Source organism: Photorhabdus sp. RW14-46 (genome assembly GCF_963887965.1).
GTDB lineage: Bacteria > Pseudomonadota > Gammaproteobacteria > Enterobacterales > Enterobacteriaceae > Photorhabdus > Photorhabdus laumondii.
This window is the reverse complement of record NZ_CAWPHH010000026.1, coordinates 21,049-47,142: the sequence shown is the minus strand read 5'-3', so window position 1 is coordinate 47,142 and position 26,094 is coordinate 21,049. Positions and strand designations below refer to the sequence as shown.

Sequence of the window (26,094 nt, the reverse complement as noted above, 5' to 3'; positions counted from 1 at the left end):
GTTAAAATTATGCTAAAAATAGCTGATTTATTCAAAATATTCACTTTAGTGCGAATATGACCAGTTAATTCAAGTAAATTTTTTAATTGTCTTTTATATTTTTGTGAAGTTCGTTGTTTTTTGATCTATTGAATGTTCTTTTGTAAATTTTTTCATTGTCCTAAGATTGGGATAATGATAGAAATAAAATATAAATAAATGCCAAATTAAAAAACGAGTACGCATGATGAAAATGGATTGCTTAATTGTGGGTGCCGGTCAAGCCGGGTTAAGTTTAGCTGCTACCCTTGCGGCTAAGAATATTAATGTCTGCATATTAGAGCGGGAGGCACGTATTGGTGATGTGTGGCGCAGGCGTCCAGATAATATGCTATTATTCACTTCACGCGGTATGACTCAACTTCATGGCTTACCGTTCCCTGGAATTAAAGAAGGTTATCCAGATAAAAATGAAGTCGCTGATTACCTTGAGCGCTATGCTTCACATCATAACCTTGCGATACATACTCAAACCGAAGTGGTTGAGGTGAAGCACGATACAGATGGTTATCGTGTTAAAACAAAAGATGGAAAAGTATTTCATGCACCTTGTTTGGTTAATGCAACAGGGGCTAATCAATTAGTTGATATTCCGGCGCTTGCTGAGCAGTTTTCTACCGATATACAACAAATTACAGCAGATCAATATCGGGAACCTAAGCAAATTAAAACGGGCAGCCGAGTTGCTGTCGTTGGTGATGGTGCGAGTGGTCGTCAGATTGCTAAAGATTTGGCAGCAACTGCGAAGGTGACATTATTTTGTGGTTCCTCCCGTCCTCTCTTACCTAATAGAATATTGGGCAAAGATATCTTTTGGTGGTTAAGTAAAAGCGGTCTGTTATTTGCCAATTATTACAGTTTAGTCGGGAAAATTATGCGGCGGCGTAACCCTATCCCTTGTGGTGATCTGAAAAACCATCGATTAGCTGTTTTGGATATAAAAATAGCGAATAGGTTAGTTGATATAAAAGACAATAAATTATGTGATTCGTCCGGCAATCAATATGAGGTGGATACGGTTATCTGGTGTTTGGGGTATAAAGATGATACGGCATGGTTAACGCTTCCCGGTGCTGCGGATGCTAATGGATTCGTTTGTAAAAATGGTCATGCAGAAGGTGGGAAAACCCCTTATCCTGGGTTATTTATCGTTGGGCGGAAATGGTTGAGTAGCCGTGGTTCTGAATTGATGTTAGGGGCTTATAAAGACACTTGTCGGGTCGCTAAATGGGTAGAAAATTATCTGAAAGAGCATGTACCATTAAAATGAATGATTAATACAGAATAGTGATATTTTACTCTGTATATTTTATTTGTCGTGGATTGAGGGTTTATTGGGTAGTGTTTTTATGGTGTTGTTCTGAATTCTGTATCATTACTAAGAGTGCATAATATAGTAAATGTTCTATTAGGAATAAAATGATACAGAATCTCTAACATATTGATTTTGATAATAATGGTTATAAATATAAATTATTTATTTTAGGTAATTTATCAAAAATACTATTTATTCATAACCCAGATATTTTTCTTTGTAAAATTTAGACCTGTTAATGTTGATGATAAATTGAAATATTTTTGTTGTGCTTGTTGAATTCTGTTCTTACTGGCATGTTTTAATTCAGAGGGCCTTAATCCATATAGCGTCATACAGGTACGACTGAAGTGTGCGCCATCGGAAAATCCGCTATTACAAGCTAATAAAGTCAGTGAATCTGATGAATGTATCTCATCAATAGCATGATGCAGGCGTTTCCATAATAGATAGCTGCGGAAATTAGTTCCCATTTTTTCTCTAAAGAGATGCAAGAATCAACTTTCGGATAAATAGAGTTGATTTGATATTTCACGAGAGGATATACATTTAACCGGTAATTCAGTAATAAGAGAGGCTGCTTTTATGATTCGTTTATCTTGATAACAATGGCAATCTTCTATTTTACCTAAAAGGTTATTTAAGATGAAAATATCTGGAGAGGTTTCTGATTGTAAACAATTAGTAAAATAGTTTGCTATCAAACCAGATGATTCTTGATTTAAATATATTATATCTGAGCCTCTCATCTGATGTAGTAATAAATGACATAATGGGTTGGCTAGATCTATCAGTAGATTAAAACAGAGTTGCCCTTCCGAGTGTAATTTATGTTTAATATTAGAAGAAATAATGAATCCATGTGCTTGCCTCGATTCATTTTCAGTATCAATCCTCATGAGTGAATTATGTGGTGATACACTTAATTGGATGCAAGGATGATGATGCCATTCTGTTTGCATATTATAAGAGAAAACGAGATCTTGTAGATGGAATTTATAGAATTTAATAAAATACGGTGATTTGTCTATTTTGTGTAACATGATGGTGTCCTTTATTAAATTGTTGTGTGTATTTTAATTAATTGTTTTATATAATTATTATAAATCTTTGGTGTTATTTTTTAATTAAATTATATTAACTGATTAAATAATTATTATTAGTTACTATATCATAGGAATACTATTAAATAATTATTATGACGTTACCTCCTATAGTATCTGGGAAAAAATAATTTCACTATTGTGAAATATTGTTATGACATGGCATGGAGAATTATTTTCCACTCTGTTTATCGCTGGTGGAATACTCGATTTTTGCTAGCCAATCTTAACAATATCTGAATAACTCAACGTTAAATAGCTACTATCCACTTGATATAATTAAAAGTATTTTCTTTAGTGACATAATTAATGACCAAAAATTTAATGAGGAGCCAATATTTTCATATAATTATTTTGATTGGTTATAACTTATATTAAACATATTATCATGAGAACAAAATGGTTATATTTTTATGTTCTTTGTGAATTAGGCCACATAAATTATAAGTATGTTGGCATAATACCGAAAATAGGTTACATCAGGCTTGTAATGAATAAAAAGACCTGTTAACGCAGTTTGTTATAACAATCCCCAAAACGCTTTAATCAAGGGTTCATTAAGCCGTCTTCTCTGTACGCACATACCTAATTCAAACGGCTCTACTAAAGAAATATTGTCCAATAAAGATATGCGACTGCGTACCGGTTCAGGGCTGTTTTCTACAACGACATTGGGAATTAATGCCACTCCACAACCTAATGCAACCATAGAAACAATGGCTTCATGACCGGACACGGTAGCGTAAATTGATGGGTTGGTAATTTTATGGTGACGGAACCAGTGCTCAATGCGCTTACGTGATGGGCCGTGTTCCGGCAAAATGAAGGGAATGTTATTCCAGTCAGGGGACTTTTGCATTACAAGTGCTCGTACAGCGCAAGGGAGGGAAGGCGCAATCAGTACCAGTGGGACTTCACCCATTTTGGTGAAGCTGACATTATCTGGTAGTTTTTCCGGCTTACCGGCGATGCCTAAATCGGCATCATTAGACTGTATCTTATTGACCGCATCTGCGGCATCACCTGTGGTGAGTTTAATTTCAACCATAGGATGTTCTGCACGAAAACGGTCTAGGATCTGTGGTAAGTGACTGTAGGCCGCGGTGACCGAACAAAACAGACGTAACTCACCACTTAGAGATGGGCTTTGTTGATTCAAGGAATGCTTTAGTTGCTGATATTGTAACAGTGTCTGTTGGGCAAATTGTTTAAATTGCTCGCCGGCAAAGGTCAGTTTTACGGTGCGATTATCTCGTAAAAATAATGGATGTCCCAAAATATCTTCAATACGCTGAATTTGGCGGGATAATGTGGATGGACTGACATGCATTGCTTTTGCTGTGTGGCCAAAATGGCAGCTTTCAGCCAGATGTAGAAACAGTTTGAGATCACGTATATCCATAGCCCATTCTCCTTCTCCTGTCCAATAGTCTGTGTTGCATAAAATGCAATATAGTATTGTTAATATATCAATTTAAGCAATGGCTTTCATGTCATATATTGAAAATATATAAACACCTCACAGGGTGAGGAAATCTAAAAAATAGTCGCAGCACTTCATTGCTGAGCACAACATGATACGGAGTCACTAATGGCTAATTATTTTAATACGCTGAATTTGCGTCAGCAGTTGGCGCAGTTAGGTAAATGTCGTTTTATGGCGCGGGAAGAGTTTGTTGATGAGACAGGATATTTAAAAGGTAAAAAAGTGGTTATCGTCGGTTGCGGAGCGCAGGGGCTGAATCAGGGCCTGAATATGCGTGACTCCGGTCTGGATATCGCTTATGCCCTGCGTAAAGAGGCCATTGAAGAAAAACGCACTTCATGGCGTAAAGCAACGGAAAATGGTTTTCAAGTCGGTACTTATGAAGAGTTAATACCGCAGGCTGATTTGGTGATTAACCTGACACCAGATAAGCAACACTCTTCTGTTGTTAGCGCAGTTCAACCGTTGATGAAAGAAGGCGCTGCACTGGGTTATTCTCACGGCTTAAATATTGTTGAAGTCGGTGAACAAATCCGTAAAGACATCACGGTGGTGATGGTAGCGCCTAAGTGTCCTGGCACCGAAGTGCGTGAAGAATATAAACGGGGTTTTGGTGTGCCTACTTTGATCGCAGTTCACCCGGAAAACGATCCGAAAGGTGAAGGTATGGCAATCGCTAAGGCATGGGCCGCGGCAACGGGCGCGCATCGCGCTGGTGTTCTGGAATCTTCTTTCGTGGCTGAAGTGAAATCCGACCTGATGGGTGAGCAAACTATTCTGTGCGGTATGTTACAGGCTGGTTCACTGCTGTGTTATGACAAACTGGTGGCAGATGGTGCTGAGCCGGGTTATGCAGGAAAATTGATCCAGTTTGGCTGGGAAACCATCACAGAAGCCCTGAAACAAGGTGGTATCACCCTGATGATGGACCGTCTGTCTAACCCGGCAAAACTGCGAGCGTATGCGCTGTCTGAGCAGTTGAAAGAAATGATGACGCCGCTGTTCCAGAAACATATGGATGATATCATTTCTGGTGAATTTTCCTCCGGTATGATGGCTGACTGGGCCAATGATGATAAGAAACTATTAGGTTGGCGTGAGGAAACCGGTAACACTTCGTTTGAGAATTCACCTGAATATGATGGCAAAATCAGTGAACAGGAATATTTTGATCACGGCGTTTTAATGGTTGCTATGGTGAAAGCGGGGGTTGAACTGGCATTCGAAATTATGGTTGATACCGGTATTATTGCTGAATCTGCCTATTATGAGTCTCTGCATGAATTACCGCTGATTGCGAATACTATCTCTCGTAAACGCCTGTACGAAATGAATGTCGTTATTTCTGACACAGCAGAATATGGTAACTATTTGTTCTCTCATGTTGCGGTCCCACTGTTGAAAGAGAAGTTTATGGGTTCGCTACAGGCGGGTGATTTAGGTAAGCCCGTTGTAGATAACGGTATTGATAACGCCCAGTTGCGCGATGTAAACGAGGCTATTCGTCACCACCCAATTGAAGTTGTTGGCCGCGTATTACGTGGTTACATGACAGATATGAAACGTATTGCAGTTGGTGGTTGATATTGATAAAGATAAGGGGGAGAAATCCTCCCTCTTTGAATCTAATGAATATGGTTCTGAGACCGTTTGCTAAAGTTTTGGGGGATAAGTCGCGATTTACCAACTAATAGAGTATTTTTCCTTCATAAAGAAAACGGCGTTTCCTTTCTCCCCTTTCTGCTACAATTCCATCTCTTGAAGTACTGCTTTGACATAACTTATTAAATACCATGCGATTAAATCCTAGCCAACAACAAGCTGTCGAATTTGTTACCGGTCCTTGTCTGGTCCTGGCGGGGGCGGGTTCTGGTAAAACTAGAGTGATCACCAATAAAATTGCTCATCTTATCCGTACTTGTGGCTATCAGCCTCGCCATATCGCCGCTGTGACGTTTACTAATAAAGCCGCACGGGAAATGAAAGAGCGTGTAGCACAAACTCTGGGGCGCAAAGAGGCTAAGGGGTTGATGATTTCGACTTTCCACACTTTGGGGTTGGAAATCATTAAGCGCGAATACAAAGCGTTAGGAATGAAAAGCAATTTCTCGTTATTTGATGATCAGGACCAGATGGCTCTGTTGAAAGATTTAACAGCCGATTTACTGGAGGAAGATAAAGATCTATTACAAAAACTGATCTCCACCATTTCAAATTGGAAAAATGATCTGCTTTCTCCACAGCAAGTTTTGGCATTGGTCCGTTCTGCTCAGGAGCACCAGTTTGCTGAATGTTATCGCCGTTATGATTTACATCTGGCGAGCTGTAATGTATTGGATTTTGACGATTTGATTACCAAACCGACTTTGCTAATGCAGCGTGATGAAGAAGTCAGGGAGCGTTGGCAAAACCGTATTCGTTATCTGTTGGTAGATGAATATCAGGACACTAATACCAGTCAATATCAACTGGTTAAATTGTTGGTGGGGCAAAGGGCTCGTTTTACGGTGGTGGGTGATGATGACCAGTCGATCTATTCATGGCGCGGTGCAAGACCACAAAATTTGGTGTTACTGAAAGAGGATTTCCCTAAGCTTAATGTGATCAAATTAGAACAAAACTATCGTTCCTCTGGCTGTATTCTGAAAGCAGCTAATATTTTGATCGCCAATAACCCTCACGTGTTTGAAAAACGGCTTTTTTCTGAACTGGGGTATGGTGATCCATTGAAAGTGATTACAGCTAATAATGAAGAGCATGAGGCGGAAAGGGTTATTGGGGAGCTGATGGCACATCACTTTATCAATAAGACCCAATATAAAGATTACGCTATTCTCTACCGAGGAAATCATCAATCCCGCGTGTTTGAAAAGATGCTGATGCAAAACCGCATTCCTTACCGGATTTCTGGTGGTACTTCTTTCTTTGCCCGCCCTGAAATTAAGGATTTGCTAGCTTATCTGCGGGTGCTGACTAATCCCGAAGATGACAGCGCATTCCTAAGAATTGTCAATACGCCAAGACGTGAAATTGGTGCTGCTACCATTCAAAAACTGGGTGAGTGGGCGAATCAGCGCAATAAAAGTCTCTATCAGGCTAGTTTCGATCTCGGTTTGGAACAAAGTCTAACTGGCCGCGGTTTGGCGGCATTACAGCGTTTTATTCACTGGATGGATGAGATAACTCGTCAGGTTGAACGAGATCCTTTGCTAGCGGTGCGTGATTTACTTCATGGTATGGATTATGAAAGCTGGCTGTACGAAACATCACCGAGTCCGAAAGCGGCTGAAATGCGGATGAAAAATATTAATCAGTTATTCACTTGGATGAGTGAAATGCTGGAAGGTGATGAACTGAACGAAGCAATGACTTTATCTCAGGTGGTCGCGCGTTTCACATTACGGGATATGCTGGAGCGAGACGAAGATGGTGAGGAGTTTGATCAGGTGCAATTGATGACTTTACATGCTTCCAAAGGGTTAGAGTTTCCCTATGTATTTCTGGTTGGCATGGAAGAAGGGCTGTTGCCTCATCAGAGCAGTATTGATGAAGAAAATATTGATGAAGAGCGACGATTGGCTTATGTAGGGATCACCCGAGCTCAACGGGAGTTATTCTTTACTTTATGTAAAGAACGTCGTCAATATGGCGAGTTAATCCGTCCAGAACCAAGCCGTTTTTTGCATGAGTTGCCACAGGATGACTTACATTGGCCACAAGATAAAAAAATAGTGACTGCCGAAGAAAGAATGCAAAAAGGGCAATCGCGTATTGCGGATATCAAATCGCGTTTAGGGCTTGGACAAAAAAATAAGTCATAAATATGTTGGAGATTCCCTGTATCACAGAGATACAGGGAAAGTGATTTTATTCAGGTTTGAGCATCCTGCTCGCCTAAAACAAGTGACCATTGAGCATGGTTTTGCCACTGAATTTCCTGCTGTAAAGACTCTGCCCTCAGAGGGTGTTGCATTAGCCAGCCATGAGGTAACGTTATTGTTAACGCTTCATCACTCACTTTTAAACGTAGAGCAGGGAGCGTGTCATTTCGACGACGGTTGGCGAAGATGATAGCTAACCGCAACAGACGACATAAACGTTGAGCTTGTATCAGAGGTAAGGCGTTTTGTTGATTAAAGGAAAACAAATCAATAGGGCCGCTCTGGTTCTTTAGCAATGTGGCTAAGAGTTTTTTCTGTGCAGGCGTATAGCCGGGGAGAGCGAGATAATTGATCAGATAGGCTGCATGTGATGGAGCTTGATGGAAATCAATACTTAGGCCAATTTCATGTATCAAACAGGCACTTTGTAATAATTCATGACATCGGCTATCAAGTTCCCAAGGTTTAGCAACCTGTTGTAGGAAGTGTTCAGCCAATTGTTTGACCCGTTGAGACTGTTCAACGTCTAGCTGAAAACGTCGCTGTATATTACGTAGTGTTCTGGTACGAATATCTGGTTCTATTGGTAAATCCAGCATGCCGTAAACAAGACCTTCCCGTAAGGCGCCGCCCGCAAGGATCATACTTTCAATATTTAATGCCTGGAAAATCGCTATCAGGATAGCAAGGCCACTTGGGAAAACTAAAGCCCGTTCCAGCGTCAATCCTTCTATTTCCAGCTCTTCCAGCTTACCGCATTCAATCGCTTTATGTTTGAGCTCTTGAAGTTTCGGCAAAGTGATCAGTTCATCCATACCCTGAGCAATCATGATTTCTTGCAGAGCCTGAACGGTACCGGAAGCGCCTACACAAATCTGCCAGCCTTGTTCGATCAGTTTTGGGGCAATGAGTTTCAACGTTTCATGTGCGGCAGCTTCGGCTCTGGCGAAATTTTCTTCCGTCAGGCTACGGTCATTAAAGTAGCCTTCAAGCCAGGTAACACAACCCATACTTAGGCTGGATAACTGAGAGGCTTTTGCCCCATTCCCCGTAACCAGTTCTGTACTTGCACCACCAATATCTACAACCAGACGTTTTTCAGGGCCGCCAGTTGTATGGGCAACGCCTTGATAAATAAGCCGAGCTTCATCTTCGCCACTGATTACTTTAACCGGGCAATCAAGGATTTCTGATGCTTTTCCCACAAATTCGTCTGAATTTTCAGCGATACGTAAAGTTGCTGTAGCAACAACGCGGATTTGTGATGGTGGTATATCTTGTAAGCGTTCAGAAAAAATCCTGAGACATTGCCAACCTCTCTCCATTGCCTGTTGAGATAAGCGGTTATTTTTATCTAATCCGGCGGCCAGCCTGACTTTACGTTTGATTCGTGCCAGTATTTGCATACTGCCGGATACTTCACGCACAACCAGCATATGAAAACTGTTTGAACCCAGGTCGATAGCCGCATAGAGCGAAGAAGAACTCAGCATCATTTTCAGCCTGAACGTTTACGGTTATTACGTGGTGTATTATTACGATGCGACAAATTGTTACGGCGCTGATGATTTCCTGAACGCGAACGGTATCGGCGTTTAGGTGCCGGTAAATCTTTCAGCAAGGCTTGACTGTTATATTTGCTGACCGGGATAGAGTGTTGAATATAATCTTCAATCGCTGGCAGGTTTAGTGCATATTCTTCACAGGCTAGGCTGATCGAATGACCACTTTCACCTGCACGACCAGTACGGCCAATGCGGTGAACATAATCCTCGCAGTCGTCTGGTAAGTCATAATTAAAAACATGAGTGACTAAAGGAATGTGCAACCCACGGGCTGCGACATCAGTTGCAACCAGAATATCAATATTGCCGTTGCTGAATTCTTCCAGAATGCGTAACCGTTTTTTTTGTGCTACATCACCGGTTAGTAACCCAACTCGATGTCCGTCAGCAGCCAGATGCGCCCAGATATCTTCACAACGATGTTTTGTATTGGCGAAAATAATGCATCGATCAGGCCACTCTTCTTCCAACAACGTTTGAAGCAGGCGCATCTTTTCTTCATTAGAAGGATAAAACAGCTCTTCGCGGATGCGGTGTCCCGTTTTCTGTAACGGTTCTACCTCGATATACTCTGCATGATTCATTTGCTCAAATGCCAGTTCTCGGACTCGGTAAGAGAGTGTGGCAGAAAACAGTAGGTTCATGCGTTCGTTTACTGGTGGCATCCGACGGAATAGCCAGCGGATATCTTTGATAAAACCGAGATCGTACATGCGATCAGCTTCATCAAGAACCACAACTTGGACCGCATTCAGATTAATGTGCCCCTGTTTGGTATAGTCGATTAGACGTCCGGTAGTGCCGATAAGGATGTCAACTCCGGATTCCAGTATTTTCAGCTGCTTGTCGTAACCATCACCGCCGTAGGCAAGACCCATCTTTAGACCTGTTGCCTGTGCCAGATCTTCTGCGTCAGAGTAAATCTGTACAGCGAGCTCGCGGGTAGGAGCCATAATCAGCGCTCTTGGCTGATTGGTTTGACGCTCCTCCGCTGCGGGATGAGTTAGTAAATAATGAAAAGCAGACGCTAAAAATGCTAGCGTCTTCCCCGTACCGGTTTGCGCTTGCCCCGCGACATCACGACCTTCGACAGTGAAAGGCAATGTCAGTGCTTGTATCGGTGTACAATTAGAAAAGCCCTTATTATCAAGAGCTTCTATAACCTTGGGGTGCAAGGCGAAGTCGGAAAACTTCTTTTCTGTCAAGTGTGTTTTACTCATAGTGTGGTAGAATATCAGTTAACCATTGTCTTACGAAAGTGTATCCGCTGAAATAAAGGCAACCTTATATCAGTAATGTTACACTAGCATGGTAAAAAATTATTCTTTGGAGTAAAAAATGAGCGACAAAATTATTCATTTGAGTGACGCTAGCTTTGATACTGACGTTCTTAACGCAGCAGGTCCAGTTCTTGTCGATTTTTGGGCTGCCTGGTGTGGACCATGTAAAATGATTGCACCTATTTTAGATGAAATTGCCCCAGAATATTCAGGCAAACTGACTATTACTAAATTGAACATTGATGACAACCCGGCAACTGCTCCTAAGTATGGTATCCGTGGTATTCCTACACTGTTGCTGTTTAAAGATGGTCAGGTTGCTGCTACAAAAGTGGGAGCACTGTCAAAAACTCAATTGAAAGAATTTTTGGATGCTAATCTCTGATTGAAGTGAGCTCACATTAATGCCGGGCGTTTAGCGTATATTATTATTTATTTCATTGACCGCTAGACGTCCGTAAAGAAGCGTGATAAGTTAGCGCCACTGCTTGTATCACATACATCATGTTAGAAGTATGTTGCATACTGAATAATCTGTAGTGTCTGATAAGTCTGTTATCTCTGGATAGTCTAAAATATCCAATGGGTTATACGGGAATAATCTGGCGTATAGCTCGTTACGTTGAGATAGTTTTTATCGAAATCAGTAATGTTTCAGCATTATCTCAACAGCGTTTTTGACAGCCTGTCAGTCTTATTTGAGCTCAATCTTAGTACTTCAAATTATTACCTTTTTATATGCATAATGTATTAAAGGTCTGATTTGTTTTTGTACAAAATAAACAGGCACCGATCGATGACGCTGCCATACTATTCACGTTCATAGTTCGAGATATACCCCGAGTTTAAGAACCCACCATTATGAATCTTACCGAATTAAAGAATACGCCGGTATCTGAACTGATTACACTTGGCGAAAATATGGGGCTGGAAAATCTAGCCCGTATGCGTAAACAAGATATTATCTTCTCTATCCTTAAGCAGCATGCGAAAAGTGGGGAAGATATCTTCGGTGATGGCGTGTTGGAGATATTGCAGGATGGCTTTGGATTCCTCCGTTCAGCAGACAGCTCCTACCTTGCCGGCCCCGATGATATCTACGTTTCTCCCAGCCAAATCCGTCGTTTTAACCTCCGCACCGGTGACACAATTTCAGGTAAAATTCGTCCACCTAAAGAAGGTGAACGCTATTTTGCCCTGTTGAAGGTTAACGAAGTTAATTTTGACAAACCAGAAAATGCCCGCAGTAAAATTCTTTTTGAAAACTTAACCCCGCTGCATGCTAATAGCCGCCTGCGTATGGAACGTGGTAATGGTTCCACTGAGGATCTGACTGCCCGTGTTCTGGATCTGGCTGCACCGATTGGCCGTGGACAACGTGGTCTGATCGTCGCGCCACCAAAAGCGGGTAAAACGATGTTGCTGCAAAATATTGCCGCTAACATAGCTCACAATCATCCAGATTGTGTATTGATGGTACTTCTGATTGATGAACGTCCAGAAGAAGTCACTGAAATGCAACGCCTGGTAAAAGGTGAGGTTATTGCTTCTACTTTTGATGAACCCGCTTCTCGTCACGTTCAGGTGGCAGAGATGGTTATTGAGAAAGCAAAACGTCTGGTTGAACACAAAAAAGATGTGATTATTCTGCTTGACTCTATTACTCGCTTAGCACGTGCCTATAATACTGTTGTTCCCGCATCCGGTAAGGTATTGACTGGTGGTGTGGATGCTAACGCGTTACATCGTCCGAAACGTTTCTTCGGGGCTGCGCGTAATGTGGAAGAGGGCGGAAGCCTGACCATTATTGCGACTGCGTTGGTGGATACGGGTTCTAAGATGGATGAAGTGATTTACGAAGAGTTCAAAGGCACTGGTAACATGGAGCTGCATCTCTCCCGTAAAATTGCTGAAAAACGTGTTTTCCCAGCTATTGATTACAACCGTTCTGGTACACGTAAAGAAGAACTACTCACCACCTCTGAAGAGCTACAGAAAATGTGGATTCTGCGCAAAATTATTCATCCGATGGGCGAAATTGATGCGATGGAATTCCTTATCAACAAACTGGCTATGAGCAAAACGAACGACGATTTCTTTGACATGATGAAACGTTCATAGTTTTTAACTCAGTTCATGATCATTTTAATTAGCGCCACAGTTTCGTGGCGTTTTTTGTATTCACCGCGCTGTTATAGCTATATATGGCATGTATTTTGCAAGCTGTATAATGCTGCCATATATTTGAAATAAATATTAAAAGAATGATGTAAGAGCATAAGGGCCATTAATTTTTTCATATAAGCAGTGTTTTCGTAAGCTAAGGCGCTCGTGAGGGTAGATTCTGGCTAGAAAATCATATGCTTTCGGTTGATAAATGACCAGGGTGTGTTTACTTTTTACAGAGAGTTATCATCGTGAATATTCTCAGCATGAATATTGAAATTTTTTATGTTTTTCTGTTTTCTTTTGCGTTTTTGTTTATGGCTCGCAAAATAGCAAAGAAAGTTGGCCTTGTTGATAAGCCCAATTATCGTAAGTGTCATCAGGGGTTAGTGCCTCTGGTTGGAGGAATATCAATATTTGTTGGCATCTGTTTTGCTTTTGTTATCACAAAAGAATTTATTCCTCACAAGTGGTTATATTTGGTTTGTGCTGGTGTATTGGTATTTGTCGGTGCATTGGATGACCGTTTTGATATCAGCGTTAAGGCCCGGGCAACCATCCAAGCTCTGGTTGGTATTGCGATGATGTATTTTGCTGGCCTGAAGTTAGATAGTCTTGGTTATGCTTTTGGCCCTTGGGACATGACACTTGGACCGTTTAGTTATGTTGTGACACTATTTGCTGTCTGGGCTGCTATCAATGCATTTAATATGGTTGATGGGATAGATGGATTATTAGGCGGATTATCTTGTGTCTCCTTCGGTGCTTTGGGGATCTTACTGTATCAAAGTGGTAATACGGCACTAGCATTATGGTGTTTTGCATTTATTGCTGCCATTCTCCCTTATATTGTTCTTAATCTTGGTTTATTAAGCCAACGTTTCAAAGTGTTTATGGGGGATGCGGGCAGTACACTGATTGGTTTTACCATTATCTGGTTGCTCATTGAATCTACTCAGGGGAATGAGCGCCCTGTTAATCCAGTTACTGCGTTGTGGATTGTTGCCATTCCATTAATGGATATGGTTGCTATTATGTACCGCCGGTTACGGAAAGGAATGAGCCCATTTTCTCCTGACAGGCAACATATTCACCACCTAGTTATGCGGTCTGGATTCTCATCACGTCAGGCTTTTATTTTAATCACTGTTGCAGCCACTTTATTAGCCGCTGTCGGCATTACTGGAGAATGGCTGGAATTTGTGCCTGAGTGGATAATGTTGGCACTGTTCTTGCTTGCATTTGTGTTGTATGGCTATTGCCTCAAGCGTGTATGGAAGGTAGCTCGTTTCATTAAACGGCAAAAGCGTCGTATGCGCCGTTCAGCTAACCATTAAGCATCTATTATCAGCAGAGGTTCTGTGCAGTGATAAAATCAGAAACGAAATCTATTCAGGATAAACAAGCTCTGGAGCATGAGCTGGATATCAGAGCTTTGTGCAGTGCGCTATGGCATGGAAAGGTATGGATCATTGTACTGGCAATAATTTTCGCAACCGCGGCGCTAGGAGCATCTTATCTGATGCAACAAAAATGGAGTGCCACCGCAATCACTGATCTGCCTACGACTAATCAGTTGGGAAGTTATTACTCTCAGCAGCAGTTTTTGCGCAATCTGGATACTCACATTAATATTTCATTGGAAACTCAGTTACCGTCTATTTCAGAAGAAGCCTATAAGGAGTTCATCACTCAGGTTGCCGCATATGATACTCGCCGTGAATTCTGGTTGAAATCTGATTATTACAAGCAGCAGCAGGAAGGCGATGCCAGAGCTGATGCGGCCTTATTAGATGAATTAGTCAATAATATTCAGTTTATTCCTCATGATGATAAAAAAGTGCTGAATGACAGCATTAAACTGACCGCTGAGTCTTCTGGACAAGCAAATCAACTCCTGCGCCAGTACATTGCTTTTGCCAATAGTCGTGCCAGTACTCATTTAAATGATGAAGTAAAAGGTGCATGGATTACCCGTGCCCAATCTATGGATGCATTGGTTAAGCGTCAAGAAATGGTCGCTAAAGCGGTTTATAGCCGCGAAATGAATGTATTACAACAGTCCCTGAAAATTGCGGAAAAACAAGGGATTCGGCGCAATCAAACGGATACACCGGTGGATCAGTTGCCCGATTCAAAAATGTTTATGTTAGGGGCGCCGTTGTTACAGGCTCAACTTGAGACTTTGGAAGCAATAGGGCCTAAGTATGATGTGGACTATGACCGGAATATTGCAATGTTAGCAGCATGGAATGTTCACCCGACGTTACAGGATCAATTCCAGGCTTACCGCTATTTGAGAACACCAGAGGAGCCTGTTACCAGAGACAGCCCTCGCAGAATGTTTTTGATGATCATGTGGGGTGCAGTTGGCGCTTTAGTGGGAGCCGGCGTGGCATTGGTTAGATGCTCACGTAAGTAATCAGATAATTATTAGGGATAACTGCTTCTGAGGGATCTCTTCTGCAACTCCAGCAGCAGGAGTAAATAGCATTAAGAGTATTGTTTGCAGGAAAATCTGCAAGTTACTGACTATAAGAGAGTCACTGTGAAAGTGTTGACTGTGTTTGGTACTCGGCCGGAGGCTATCAAGATGGCTCCGTTAGTACACGCGTTGGCAAGGGATGAAGCCTTCGAAGCGAAAGTATGTGTCACCGCCCAACATCGGGAAATGTTGGATCAGGTGTTACACCTTTTTGAGATCACTCCCGATTTTGATCTCAATATTATGAAATCAGGGCAAGATCTAACGGATATTACCTGTCGTATTTTGGCAGGATTGAAACCTGTTTTAGCAGAATTTAAACCTGATGTTGTATTGGTTCACGGAGATACGACAACAACAATGGCAACCAGTTTGGCAGCGTTCTATCAACGTATCCCTGTTGGTCACATTGAAGCTGGATTAAGAACGGGTGATCTTTATTCCCCTTGGCCGGAAGAGGCAAACCGTAAGATTGCAGGGCATCTGGCAATGTATCATTTCGCTCCGACGGAAAATTCCCACAATAATTTATTGAAAGAATCCATTGCAGATAATCGGGTTTTTGTTACCGGAAATACAGTAATTGATGCGTTGCTGTGGGTACGCGATCGAATAATGAATGATGAGGCTATGCGGAGTAAGCTAGCGAAGCATTACCCGTTTATTGATACTAATAAAAAAATGATTCTGGTGACGGGGCATCGTCGTGAAAGTTTTGGTGGTGGGTTTGAGCGAATTTGTGAAGCTTTGGCACAGATAGCCCGCGCTCATCCAGATGTGCAAGTAGTCTATCCGGTTCATCTAAACCCGAATGTCAGTGAGCCAGTAAAGCGCATTTTGCATGATATTGATAACGTTATTCTCATTAAACCCCAGGATTATTTGCCATTTGTTTATCTAATGAACCATGCCTATATGATCCTGACAGATTCCGGTGGTATTCAGGAAGAAGCGCCTTCTTTAGGAAAGCCGGTATTGGTAATGCGTAATACTACTGAACGGCCAGAGGCGGTTGATGCTGGAACAGTACGTTTGGTTGGGACAGAAACAGAAACTATCGTGGAAGAGGTGACTCGATTGTTGACAGACGATGCTGCCTATCAGCGAATGAGCCGCGCTCACAATCCTTACGGGGATGGCGATGCCTGTCAACGTATTCTCGACGCTTTGAAAAAAATCAGGTGACACTATGAGCTTTGAAACTGTGAGCTTTGAAACTATTTCTGTTATTGGTCTTGGTTATATTGGCTTGCCAACGGCAGCAGCGTTTGCATCCCGTAATAAGAAAGTCATTGGCGTGGATGTTAATCAGCATGCGGTAGAAACCATCAACCGTGGTGCAATTCATATTGTAGAACCGGATCTAGACAAAGTGGTGAAAGTTGCCGTAGAAGGCGGTTACCTGAAGGCAGTGATTGCCCCATTACCCGCAGATGCTTTTCTGATAGCGGTTCCGACGCCTTTTAAAGGCGATCATGAGCCGGATATGACGTATGTCCGTTCCGCAGCTGAATCTGTGGCGCCGGTGCTGAAAAAAGGTGATCTGGTTATTCTGGAATCTACCTCACCAGTAGGCGCGACGGAGCAGATGGCAGAATGGCTGGCCGCAGCGCGTCCTGATTTAACTTTCCCACAACAGGTTGGAGAAGAGTCCGATATTGATATCGCTTACTGTCCTGAACGTGTGTTGCCAGGACAAGTTATGGTTGAATTAATTAAGAATGACCGCGTTGTTGGCGGTATGACATTAAAATCTTCGGCCAGAGCTAGCGAGTTGTATAAAATTTTCCTTGAAGGTGAATGTGTTGTCACTAATTCAAGGACTGCTGAAATGTGTAAGCTGACAGAAAACAGTTTCCGAGATGTAAACATTGCATTTGCCAACGAACTTTCTCTGATTTGTGCTGATCAAGGTATCAACGTGTGGGAACTGATCAGTTTGGCAAATCGCCACCCGCGTGTAAATATTCTCCAACCAGGCCCTGGCGTGGGTGGTCATTGTATTGCTGTTGATCCGTGGTTCATTGTTTCTCAAAACCCGAAACAATCACGTCTTATTCATACAGCACGTATGATTAATGATGACAAACCATTGTGGGTTGTGAATCAAGTAAAAGCGGCTGTTGCGGATTGTTTGGCTGAAAGTGGAAAACGTGCAAGCGAAGTGAAAATTGCCTGTTTTGGTTTGGCATTTAAACCAAATATTGACGATTTGCGTGAGAGTCCAGCGGCACATATCACCGGTATGATTGCACAATGGCATACAGGTGAAACGTTGGCTGTAGAACCTCATATTCATGAATTATCTGCACCTTTGAAGGAAATAACTCAATTAGTTAATCTGGAAAAAGCGCTGGAAGAAGCAGATATTCTGTTGATGCTGGTAGATCATAATCAGTTTAAAGCTGTAAACAGTCATGAAATTAAACAGAAGTGGATTGTGGATACAAAAGGAGTCTGGCGTTGAGACGTATTCTAATCACAGGTGGTGCAGGTTTTATTGGCTCCGCGGTTGTGCGGCATATCATTAATAATACAGAAGACAGCGTGGTTGTAGTTGATAGCCTGACTTATGCCGGTAATCTGGCGTCTCTTGCCCCGGTTGCGGATAGCCCTCGTTATGCGTTTGAACAGGTTGATATCTGTCAACGTGGAGCGCTGGATCGGGTCTTTGAACAATATCAGCCGGATTGTGTGATGCATTTGGCGGCAGAAAGCCATGTGGATCGCTCTATTGATGGCCCTACGGCATTTATCGAAACCAACATTGTGGGTACTTATACTTTGTTGGAAGCTGCACGTGCTTTCTGGCAGAAACTCAATGAAGAGAAGCAAGCTGTTTTCCGTTTTCACCACATTTCAACAGATGAAGTGTATGGTGATTTACATGGTGAGGAGGGCTTCTTTACCGAAACAACACCTTATGCGCCAAGTAGCCCATATTCGGCGTCTAAAGCGTCCAGCGATCATTTGGTAAGAGCATGGCACCGGACTTATGGTTTACCGGTCATTATCACTAATTGTTCAAATAACTATGGTCCTTACCATTTCCCGGAAAAACTGATCCCACTGATGATCTTAAATGCATTAGCAGGAAAATCTTTACCGGTATATGGTGAAGGGAAACAAATTCGCGATTGGTTGTATGTGGAAGACCACGCCAGAGCGCTCTATTTGGTTGTGACAGAAGCTGAACCGGGCAAAACCTACAATATTGGAGGTCATAATGAACGCAAAAATATTGATGTGGTTTGTGCGATTTGTGAACTTCTGGAAGAATTTTGTCCTGAGAAACCCGTGGGGATTGCTTATTATCGAGACTTGATTACTTATGTTGCGGATCGCCCAGGCCATGATATGCGCTATGCCATTGATGCGGCGAAAGTTGAGCGTGAGCTAGGCTGGAGACCACAAGAGACATTTGAATCAGGTATTCGTAAAACAGTTCAATGGTATTTGGAAAATGAAAACTGGTGGCGTAAGGTTCAAGATGGTTCTTATGCCGGTGAACGCCTTGGATTAGGTAAAAACTGAATGACGATGGGGGCAGTAAATATGAAAGGGATCATTCTGGCAGGTGGATCGGGAACTCGGTTGCATCCGATAACACAAGGTGTTTCCAAACAACTACTGCCAATTTATGATAAGCCGATGATTTACTATCCTTTGTCAGTACTCATGCTAGCAGGGATACGTGATATTCTAATTATCTCTACGCCAGAAGATTTACCTTCTTTCCGCCGGCTGTTAGGTGATGGTAACAGATTTGGTATTCACTTGAGCTATAAAGAACAGCCATCACCGGATGGTTTAGCTCAGGCATTTTTGATTGGTGAGGAGTTCATTAACGGCGGGCCTTGCTGTTTGGTATTGGGAGACAATATCTACTTTGGACAAGGATTTAGCCCAAAACTGAAGAATGTTGTTTCTCGTGGCAAAGGGGCGACTGTTTTTGGTTATCAAGTGATGGATCCTGAACGGTTTGGGGTGGTGGAATTTGATGACGTGTTCCGCGTTCTTTCCATTGAAGAAAAACCAGAAAAGCCAAAATCCAACTGGGCGGTAACGGGTCTCTATTTCTACGATAATCAAGTGGTAGATTTTGCTAAGCAGGTCAAGCCTTCTGCCAGGGGTGAACTAGAGATTACCAGTATTAACCAGATGTATTTGGAACGTGGTGAACTAAACATTGAGTTGTTAGGGCGTGGTTTTGCCTGGTTGGATACTGGCACTCATGACAGCCTGATTGAAGCCAGCACTTTTGTGCAGACCGTAGAGAAGCGTCAAGGTTTTAAAATCGCTTGTCTTGAAGAGATCGCCTGGCGTAATGGTTGGCTGGATGATGCACAGTTAAGAGAAACAGTAAAATCCTTGTCAAAAACTGGCTATGGCCAATATCTGCTGGATTTGCTCCATGTCCGTGCGCGCCAATATTGAACCATTAGAGTGGGATAGCCACTATTTTGGGTTGTCCACCGCTCGCCTTGATTTCACACCTGATGCCGGTCTGCTAACCTCATCTCAGTTAGATCAGTATGCTTTAGTGCAGGCTAAAGTACCTGCGCAGCGATTGGATCTTATTGATGGATTATCCGCGTTGGGCTTTTCGTTAGTAGAAGGGGAAGTAGACCTTTCCTTAATGATTGGCATAGAAAATGCTAAAGACAATCCTGAGAGTAACCTACTTTTGGCTGAGAGGCGAGATATCCCGATGTTGAAGGAGGTGGCTTCCAACGTATTTCCTTTGAGTCGTTTCCGAACCCCGTGGTATCAACCACAGGATAGTGGTCGTTTTTACGCGACTTGGGTTGAAAAAGCGGTATTAGGGACATTTGATCATCAGTGTTTACTGGTAAACGGAGATAATGAGCAACCCGCAGGGTTTGTTACCTTACGGGATATAGGCGCAGGAGAGGCTCGTATAGGTTTGCTAGCCGTATTCCCAGGAAATATTGGCTGTGGGATTGGCTCAAAATTAATGTTGGCGGCGCAGCAGTGGTGTCAGCACCACCAAATACATCAGTTAAGGATTGCGACACAAACCAGCAACATTGCTGCTTTGCGCCTTTATACACGCAGTGGTGCGTTTGTTGAAAGCACCGCGTATTGGTTATATAGGGGATGAAATGATTCCATTTAACAAACCACCAGTAGTTGGCACTGAATTAGATTACATGAAGCAAGCCATGGAAAGCGGTAAGCTTTGCGGGGATGGTGGTTTCACCAAGCGTTGTGAAGAGTGGATGGAACAACATTTCAATTGCCCGAAAGTTCTATTGACACCATCCTGTACCGCTGCACTGGAAATGGCGGCTATTTTGCTGAATATCCAACCCGGTGATGAAGTTATTATGCCGAGTTTCACTTTCGTTTCCAGTTCTAACGCGTTTGTACTGCGTGGAGCAACTGTTGTATTTGTGGATATCCGTCCAGATACCATGAATATTGATGAAACCAAAATCGAAGCAGCAATTACAGCTAAAACACGCGTGATTGTTCCAGTGCATTATGCCGGTGTAGCCTGTGAAATGGATACCATTATGGCCTTGGCAGAGAAATATAATCTGTTTGTCGTGGAAGATGCTGCACAGGGAGTAATGTCTACTTATAAAGGGCGTGCATTGGGAACTATCGGACACATTGGTTGCTACAGTTTCCACGAAACCAAAAACTACTCCTCTGGTGGTGAAGGTGGTGCAGCACTTATCAATGATCAATCATTGATTTCTCGTGCGGAAATTGTCCGTGAAAAAGGGACTAATCGTAGTCAGTTTTTCCGTGGTCAAGTTGATAAATATACTTGGCGCGATATCGGTTCGAGTTATCTTATGTCGGAACTTCAGGCTGCTTATTTGTGGGCACAATTGGAAGAGGCTGAGAAAATCAATGAGCGTCGTCTTGCCTTGTGGAATACCTATTATCAAGCATTAAAACCGCTGGTTGATGCTGGTCTCCTGACATTGCCTGTCATACCGGAAGAGCTGGAGCATAATGCTCACATGTTCTATATCAAGCTGAAAGATGTTGAAGAACGCTCAGCATTCAATAGCTATATGAAGGACGCAGGTGTACTAACAGTATTCCATTATGTTTCTCTGCACACCAGCCCCGGTGGTGAAAAATTTGGCCGTTTTCATGGGGAAGATTGTTTTACTACTTGTGAAAGTGATCGTCTAGTGCGCTTGCCGATGTTTTACAACATAGCAGACGCTGAACAGCAGATTGTCATCAAACATATTCGGGAATACTTCGCCTGATATGTCGTTGGCTAAAGCATCAATATGGACTGCGGGCTCTACACTGATAAAAATCGGTGTAGGGCTTTTAATCGTTAAATTACTGGCGGTTGCTTTTGGCCCCAGCGGGGTTGGGCAGGCGGGTAATTTCCGTCAGCTTATTACTGTGCTTGGGGTATTGGCTGGTGCCGGTATTTTTAATGGTGTGACGAAATATGTTGCTGAGTATCAGCAGCAGCCAGAAAGATTGCGTGCGGTATTGGGAACATCTTCTGCCATTATCCTTGGGTTTTCCACGCTGTTGGCGGTGATTTTTTTGCTGTTTAGCGGGTCTATCAGTACGGGATTATTCGGCCATCAAGATTATGAGTCAGTTGTGCAGGCACTCGCCTTTATTCAAATGGGGATTGCTTTTGCCAACTATTTTTTGGCTATTTTGAAAGGATACCGAGATGCACAGAGGAATGCGCTGGCGATTATTTTTGGTAGCGTGATTGGCGTGATGGCCTATTATCTCTGTTTTGTTCTTGGTGGGTATGAAGGCGCTTTGGCGGGTTTGGCTTTAGTGCCAGCATTAATCATATTTCCTGCGGGATTGATGGTTTGGCGTCTCAAAGCGGTATCAATTTCAAGCTTTAAGCCCATGTGGGATAAAGTACTGGCCAGCCAGCTTGGCAAGTTTACCCTTATGGCTTTGCTGACTTCTATTACCTTACCGGTTGCCTACATTATGATGCGAAATCTGCTGGCAGCGCATTATAGTTGGCGCGATGTGGGTATCTGGCAAGGTGTAAGCAGTATTTCCGATGCTTACCTGCAATTTATCACAGCATCTTTTACTGTTTATCTGTTGCCTACGCTTTCACGATTGCAGGGTAAGAATGAAATATCAAATGAGATAATTAAGGCGCTGAAATTTGTTTTGCCTGCGGTGGCTATTGCAAGTTTTACTGTATGGCTGCTGCGTGATTTTGCCATTTGGTTACTGTTTTCTGACAAATTTACTGCTATGCGTGATCTATTTGCCTGGCAGTTGGTGGGTGATGTCTTGAAGGTAGGCGCTTATGTTTTTGGTTATCTGGTGATTGCCAAGGCTGCGTTGCGTTTTTATGTGTTGACGGAAGTTAGCCAGTTTTTATTGCTTACTGGTTTTGCCCACTGGCTTATTCCTGTAAATGGAGCGTTAGGTGCAGCACAAGCCTATATGGCAACTTACATTATTTATTTCACCCTTTGTTGTGGTGCATTTCTTATTTATCGTAGGCGAGCATGACAACCCTTATTCACGTTTTGGGATCTGATATCCCACATCACAATCGAACAGTACTGCGCTTTTTTAATGACGTCTTAGTACAAGAAATTGGTTTTTTAGCCAAACCGAAGTTTATGGTGGTGACGAAGAATCGCGCTTTATTGGATGATTGCCCGGCATTAGATATGGCATTCTTCGACAGTAAAAAATCTCTGGCGCAGGCGGTTATTGCTCAAGCGTGTTCAGATAGAGATTGCCGGTTCTTTTTTCATGGTCAATTTAATGTGAGTTTGTGGTTGGCGCTGTTGTCAGGAAAAATCAAACGTCATCAGTTTTGGTGGCATGCTTGGGGAGCTGATCTGTATGAAGACTCCCAGCAGTTAAAATTCCGTCTATTCTATTTCTTGCGCCGTTTGGCGCAGCGTCGGGTAGGGCATGTGTTTGCGGTTCGTGGAGATCTCTATTTTTATTCTCAACATCATCCAAACGTACCAACATCATTGCTCTATTTTCCAACCAGAATGGAACCTGCTTTGACAATTGCAGAAAGAATACCTGTTGAAGATGGCAAGATGACAATTTTGTTGGGGAATTCTGGTGATCGATCGAACCGCCATATTACGGCATTGAAAGTAATTCATAAGCAGTTTGGCGATAAGGTGCGAATCATTATCCCAATGGGTTATCCTGAAAACAATCAGGTTTATATTAATCAGGTAGAACAGGCTGCTTTATCATTGTTCCGGCCAGAAAATTTGAACATTATTAAGCAAAATATGGCGTTTGATGATTATCTGGCATTGTTGCGCCGTTGTGATTTAGGGTATTTCATGTTTAATCGCCAGCAGGGGATTGGAACAATTTGTCTGTTGATACAATTTGGTGTGCCATTTGTACTTAGTCGTCAGAATCTTTTTTGGCGAGATTTAATAGAACAACAGGTGCCGGTATTTTTCGCCGGTGATCCTTTAGATAGCCAACTGATTGCAGAAGCACAACGGCAGATGCTCTCCTTGGATAGAAATGTGATAGCTTTTTTTAGCCCGAACTTTATTGATGGCTGGCGGCAGGCGTTGGCAAAAGCGGCGGGAGAGCAGCAATGACTTTAACGCAGTTTGGCGGATTATTTGTTGTTTATTTAATATCACTGGTTTTCATCCTGACGTTGACTTATCAGGAATTCCGGCGTGTACGCTTTAATTTTAATATATTCTTCTCATTGCTTTATTTGCTGACATTCTATTTTGGTTTTCCACTGACATGTTTGTTGGTTTTCCAATTTGATGTTGAAGTGGTACCTGTGGACGCCTTACTACACGCTCTACTGGCTTCGACCTGCTTTTATGGTATTTATTACGTCAGTTATAAAACACGGCTAAGAAAGCCATCTATGCAGCCTAAAGCACCGGTATTCACCATGAACCGGGTAGAAACTAACTTTACATGGTTACTACTGGCATCAGTTGCGGTGGTGACAGTGGGGCTGTTCTTTATGCAAAACGGTTTTCTACTGTTTAAATTACAGTCATACAGTCAAATTTTTTCCAGTCAGGTTTCCGGTGTTGCCCTGAAACGGTTCTTTTACTTCTTTATTCCTGCCATGTTGGTGGTTTATTTCTTGAAGCCGACCCAGTTACGCTGGCTGTTTTTTCTGATTAGTACGGTTGCTTTTGGGATACTGACTTATGTCGTTGTTGGCGGAACACGGGCTAATATTATCATTGCGTTCGCGTTGTTTCTGTTTATTGGCATTGTGCGTGGCTGGATAACCTTGTGGATGTTGGTAACGGCGGGCGCAATAGGGATTGTTGGCATGTTTTGGTTGGCACTCAAACGCTATAGTTTGGATGTCAGCGGCGCAGAGGCGTTTTATACTTTTCTCTACCTTACGAGGGATACTTTTTCCCCGTGGGAAAATTTTGCATTACTGCTGAATAACTACGACAAAATTGATTTTCAGGGGTTGGCACCTATTATCCGTGATTTCTATGTCTTTATTCCAAGTTGGCTTTGGCCAGGACGTCCTGATGCTGTGTTGAATTCTGCGAATTATTTTACTTGGGAAGTACTGGATAACCACTCTGGTCTGGCAATTTCTCCGACTCTGATAGGCTCTCTGGTTGTGATGGGAGGCGTGCTGTTTATTCCGGTTGGTGCGATTGTTGTTGGATTGATAATTAAGTGGTTTGACTGGATTTATGAATTAGGAAAACAGGAGACTAATCGTTATAAGGCCGCTATCTTGCAGGCATTTTGCTTTGGCGCGATCTTCAACATGATTGTGTTAGCTCGTGAAGGCGTGGATTCATTTGTTTCCCGAGTGGTATTTTTCTGTATTATTTTTGGCTTATGTCTGGTAATTGCTAAGTTGTTGTATTGGCTATTTGAGAGTGCAGGGCTTATTAGAATGTATCTGACTGGCAACCGAGTGGTATCACAAAAATGTCCGCTGCAATGTGAGGAAAGAAAATGGAGCTAAACGATATTCCTAAATACAGTATTCGTGGTCTGAATATTTGGGGCTTCCGCGATATGGCGCACTTTCTTGACCATATTTTTCAACGCGAACAGGTAAAGACGGGTACTATGGTGGCGATTAATGCGGAAAAAGTTCTGACGGCAGAGGAAGATACAGCTTTAAGTACACTGCTGAGTGACGCAGAATATCTGTATGCTGATGGTATCAGTATTGTACGTGCTATTCGCCGTAAATACCCTGACGCTGAAGTTTCTCGTGTAGCGGGTGCTGATTTATGGGAAGCCATCATGGAGCGTGCCGGTAAAGAAGGCACACCTATTTTTCTGGTTGGAGGTAAACCAGAGATATTGAAACAGACTGAAAGCAAACTGCGGGCTCAGTGGAACGTCAATATTGTTGGCAGCCAGAACGGTTATTTCACGCCAGAAGAACGTAATGCTGTTTTTGAACGGATTCATGCCAGCGGTGCGGTGATTGTGACAGTTGCAATGGGATCGCCTAAACAGGAGATTTTTATGCGTGACTGTCGAAAAATTCATTCGAATGCGTTGTATATGGGCGTTGGCGGTACTTATGACGTATTTACCGGCCATGTGAAACGTGCGCCAAAAGCATGGCAGAATTTGGGGCTTGAATGGCTTTATCGCCTGTTATCACAACCAAGCCGTATTCGTCGCCAATTTAAGTTATTGAAATTTATTGGATATTATTATAGTGGTCGTCTGTAAACTCGCTTCTTGCCTGTCGTGTGAATTTTCGTCAGGCGATACTTTCGTCAGGCGATACAATGAATTTATTCCACAATAT

At 42.6% G+C, this 26,094-nt stretch carries 22 protein-coding genes; 17 read left to right on the top strand and 5 right to left on the bottom strand.

All coding sequences use genetic code 11. The features are described from left to right. Positions 1-190 precede the first annotated feature (190 nt). On the top strand, positions 191-1,309 hold the full coding sequence (locus AACQ38_RS17875) for a flavin-containing monooxygenase (protein WP_339367065.1): 1,119 nt from the start codon (positions 191-193) through the stop codon (positions 1,307-1,309). A gap of 233 nt (positions 1,310-1,542) precedes the next feature. Here AACQ38_RS17875 and AACQ38_RS17870 read toward each other — a convergent pair whose 3' ends face one another. The 3 genes from AACQ38_RS17870 to ilvY form a co-directional block, all read right to left on the bottom strand. Beyond that, on the bottom strand, positions 1,543-1,848 hold the full coding sequence (locus AACQ38_RS17870) for a helix-turn-helix domain-containing protein (RefSeq protein ID WP_278249260.1): 306 nt from the start codon (positions 1,846-1,848) through the stop codon (positions 1,543-1,545). Positions 1,849-1,851: 3 nt separating this feature from the next. Beyond that, a complete protein-coding gene (locus tag AACQ38_RS17865) occupies positions 1,852-2,397 on the bottom strand; it encodes a hypothetical protein (protein WP_242685620.1) in 546 nt (181 codons plus the stop codon). A gap of 580 nt (positions 2,398-2,977) precedes the next feature. Beyond that, entirely contained in the window at positions 2,978-3,859 is an 882-nt protein-coding gene (ilvY, locus tag AACQ38_RS17860) for an HTH-type transcriptional activator IlvY (protein WP_011148739.1), read from the bottom strand. 189 nt (positions 3,860-4,048) lie between these two features. Between ilvY and ilvC the strand changes: the two genes are divergently transcribed. Both ilvC and rep read left to right on the top strand, forming a co-directional pair. Beyond that, positions 4,049-5,527 (top strand): ketol-acid reductoisomerase, encoded by a 1,479-nt coding sequence (gene ilvC, locus AACQ38_RS17855; RefSeq protein ID WP_165578729.1) that lies wholly within the window; start codon positions 4,049-4,051, stop codon positions 5,525-5,527. A 209-nt stretch (positions 5,528-5,736) separates the two neighbouring features. Further along, on the top strand, positions 5,737-7,764 hold the full coding sequence (gene rep / locus AACQ38_RS17850; protein ID WP_113042871.1) for a DNA helicase Rep: 2,028 nt from the start codon (positions 5,737-5,739) through the stop codon (positions 7,762-7,764). Positions 7,765-7,814: 50 nt separating this feature from the next. On the opposite strand, the gene gppA is transcribed toward rep, so the two are convergent. Both gppA and rhlB read right to left on the bottom strand, forming a co-directional pair. After that, positions 7,815-9,317: a guanosine-5'-triphosphate,3'-diphosphate diphosphatase gene (gene gppA / locus AACQ38_RS17845; RefSeq protein WP_011148736.1), complete on the bottom strand. Its 1,503-nt coding sequence runs from the start codon at positions 9,315-9,317 to the stop codon at positions 7,815-7,817. 5 nt (positions 9,318-9,322) lie between these two features. Continuing rightward, a complete protein-coding gene (rhlB, locus tag AACQ38_RS17840) occupies positions 9,323-10,609 on the bottom strand; it encodes an ATP-dependent RNA helicase RhlB (RefSeq protein WP_011148735.1) in 1,287 nt (428 codons plus the stop codon). Positions 10,610-10,727: 118 nt separating this feature from the next. Between rhlB and trxA the strand changes: the two genes are divergently transcribed. The 14 genes from trxA (at position 10,728) to wecG (ending at position 26,015) form a co-directional block, all read left to right on the top strand. Then, positions 10,728-11,054, top strand: coding sequence for a thioredoxin TrxA (gene trxA, locus AACQ38_RS17835; RefSeq protein WP_011148734.1), 327 nt, complete (start codon positions 10,728-10,730; stop codon positions 11,052-11,054). 476 nt (positions 11,055-11,530) lie between these two features. Next, positions 11,531-12,790 (top strand): transcription termination factor Rho, encoded by a 1,260-nt coding sequence (gene rho, locus AACQ38_RS17830; RefSeq protein WP_011148733.1) that lies wholly within the window; start codon positions 11,531-11,533, stop codon positions 12,788-12,790. 296 nt (positions 12,791-13,086) lie between these two features. Beyond that, entirely contained in the window at positions 13,087-14,172 is a 1,086-nt protein-coding gene (gene wecA / locus AACQ38_RS17825) for a UDP-N-acetylglucosamine--undecaprenyl-phosphate N-acetylglucosaminephosphotransferase (protein WP_165578728.1), read from the top strand. A gap of 29 nt (positions 14,173-14,201) precedes the next feature. After that, on the top strand, positions 14,202-15,257 hold the full coding sequence (wzzE, locus tag AACQ38_RS17820; protein WP_011148731.1) for an ECA polysaccharide chain length modulation protein: 1,056 nt from the start codon (positions 14,202-14,204) through the stop codon (positions 15,255-15,257). 126 nt (positions 15,258-15,383) lie between these two features. After that, positions 15,384-16,505: a non-hydrolyzing UDP-N-acetylglucosamine 2-epimerase gene (gene wecB, locus AACQ38_RS17815; protein WP_165578727.1), complete on the top strand. Its 1,122-nt coding sequence runs from the start codon at positions 15,384-15,386 to the stop codon at positions 16,503-16,505. Positions 16,506-16,524: 19 nt separating this feature from the next. Next, positions 16,525-17,787: a UDP-N-acetyl-D-mannosamine dehydrogenase gene (wecC, locus tag AACQ38_RS17810; RefSeq protein WP_011148729.1), complete on the top strand. Its 1,263-nt coding sequence runs from the start codon at positions 16,525-16,527 to the stop codon at positions 17,785-17,787. Further along, positions 17,784-18,854, top strand: a complete 1,071-nt coding sequence (rffG, locus tag AACQ38_RS17805) for a dTDP-glucose 4,6-dehydratase (protein ID WP_011148728.1) — start codon at positions 17,784-17,786, stop codon at positions 18,852-18,854. The genes wecC and rffG overlap by 4 nt, the downstream gene beginning before the upstream one ends. A gap of 21 nt (positions 18,855-18,875) precedes the next feature. After that, the gene (rfbA, locus tag AACQ38_RS17800; RefSeq protein ID WP_011148727.1) at positions 18,876-19,757 is read left to right on the top strand and encodes a glucose-1-phosphate thymidylyltransferase RfbA; all 882 of its coding nucleotides are present in this window, start codon (positions 18,876-18,878) and stop codon (positions 19,755-19,757) included. Then, the gene (gene rffC, locus AACQ38_RS17795; RefSeq protein ID WP_165578726.1) at positions 19,735-20,445 is read left to right on the top strand and encodes a dTDP-4-amino-4,6-dideoxy-D-galactose acyltransferase; all 711 of its coding nucleotides are present in this window, start codon (positions 19,735-19,737) and stop codon (positions 20,443-20,445) included. Before rfbA ends, rffC begins: the two co-directional genes overlap by 23 nt. Position 20,446: 1 nt before the next feature. Beyond that, positions 20,447-21,577 carry a dTDP-4-amino-4,6-dideoxygalactose transaminase gene (gene rffA, locus AACQ38_RS17790; RefSeq protein ID WP_058588783.1) on the top strand — a complete coding sequence of 377 codons (1,131 nt, stop codon included), beginning with the start codon at positions 20,447-20,449 and terminating at the stop codon, positions 21,575-21,577. A gap of 1 nt (position 21,578) precedes the next feature. Continuing rightward, positions 21,579-22,829: a lipid III flippase WzxE gene (gene wzxE / locus AACQ38_RS17785; RefSeq protein WP_165578725.1), complete on the top strand. Its 1,251-nt coding sequence runs from the start codon at positions 21,579-21,581 to the stop codon at positions 22,827-22,829. After that, on the top strand, positions 22,826-23,911 hold the full coding sequence (locus AACQ38_RS17780) for a TDP-N-acetylfucosamine:lipid II N-acetylfucosaminyltransferase (protein ID WP_165578724.1): 1,086 nt from the start codon (positions 22,826-22,828) through the stop codon (positions 23,909-23,911). Before wzxE ends, AACQ38_RS17780 begins: the two co-directional genes overlap by 4 nt. Beyond that, a complete protein-coding gene (gene wzyE, locus AACQ38_RS17775; RefSeq protein ID WP_011148722.1) occupies positions 23,908-25,287 on the top strand; it encodes an ECA oligosaccharide polymerase in 1,380 nt (459 codons plus the stop codon). The genes AACQ38_RS17780 and wzyE overlap by 4 nt, the downstream gene beginning before the upstream one ends. After that, the gene (gene wecG / locus AACQ38_RS17770; RefSeq protein ID WP_165578723.1) at positions 25,278-26,015 is read left to right on the top strand and encodes a lipopolysaccharide N-acetylmannosaminouronosyltransferase; all 738 of its coding nucleotides are present in this window, start codon (positions 25,278-25,280) and stop codon (positions 26,013-26,015) included. The genes wzyE and wecG overlap by 10 nt, the downstream gene beginning before the upstream one ends. Positions 26,016-26,094 lie beyond the last annotated feature (79 nt).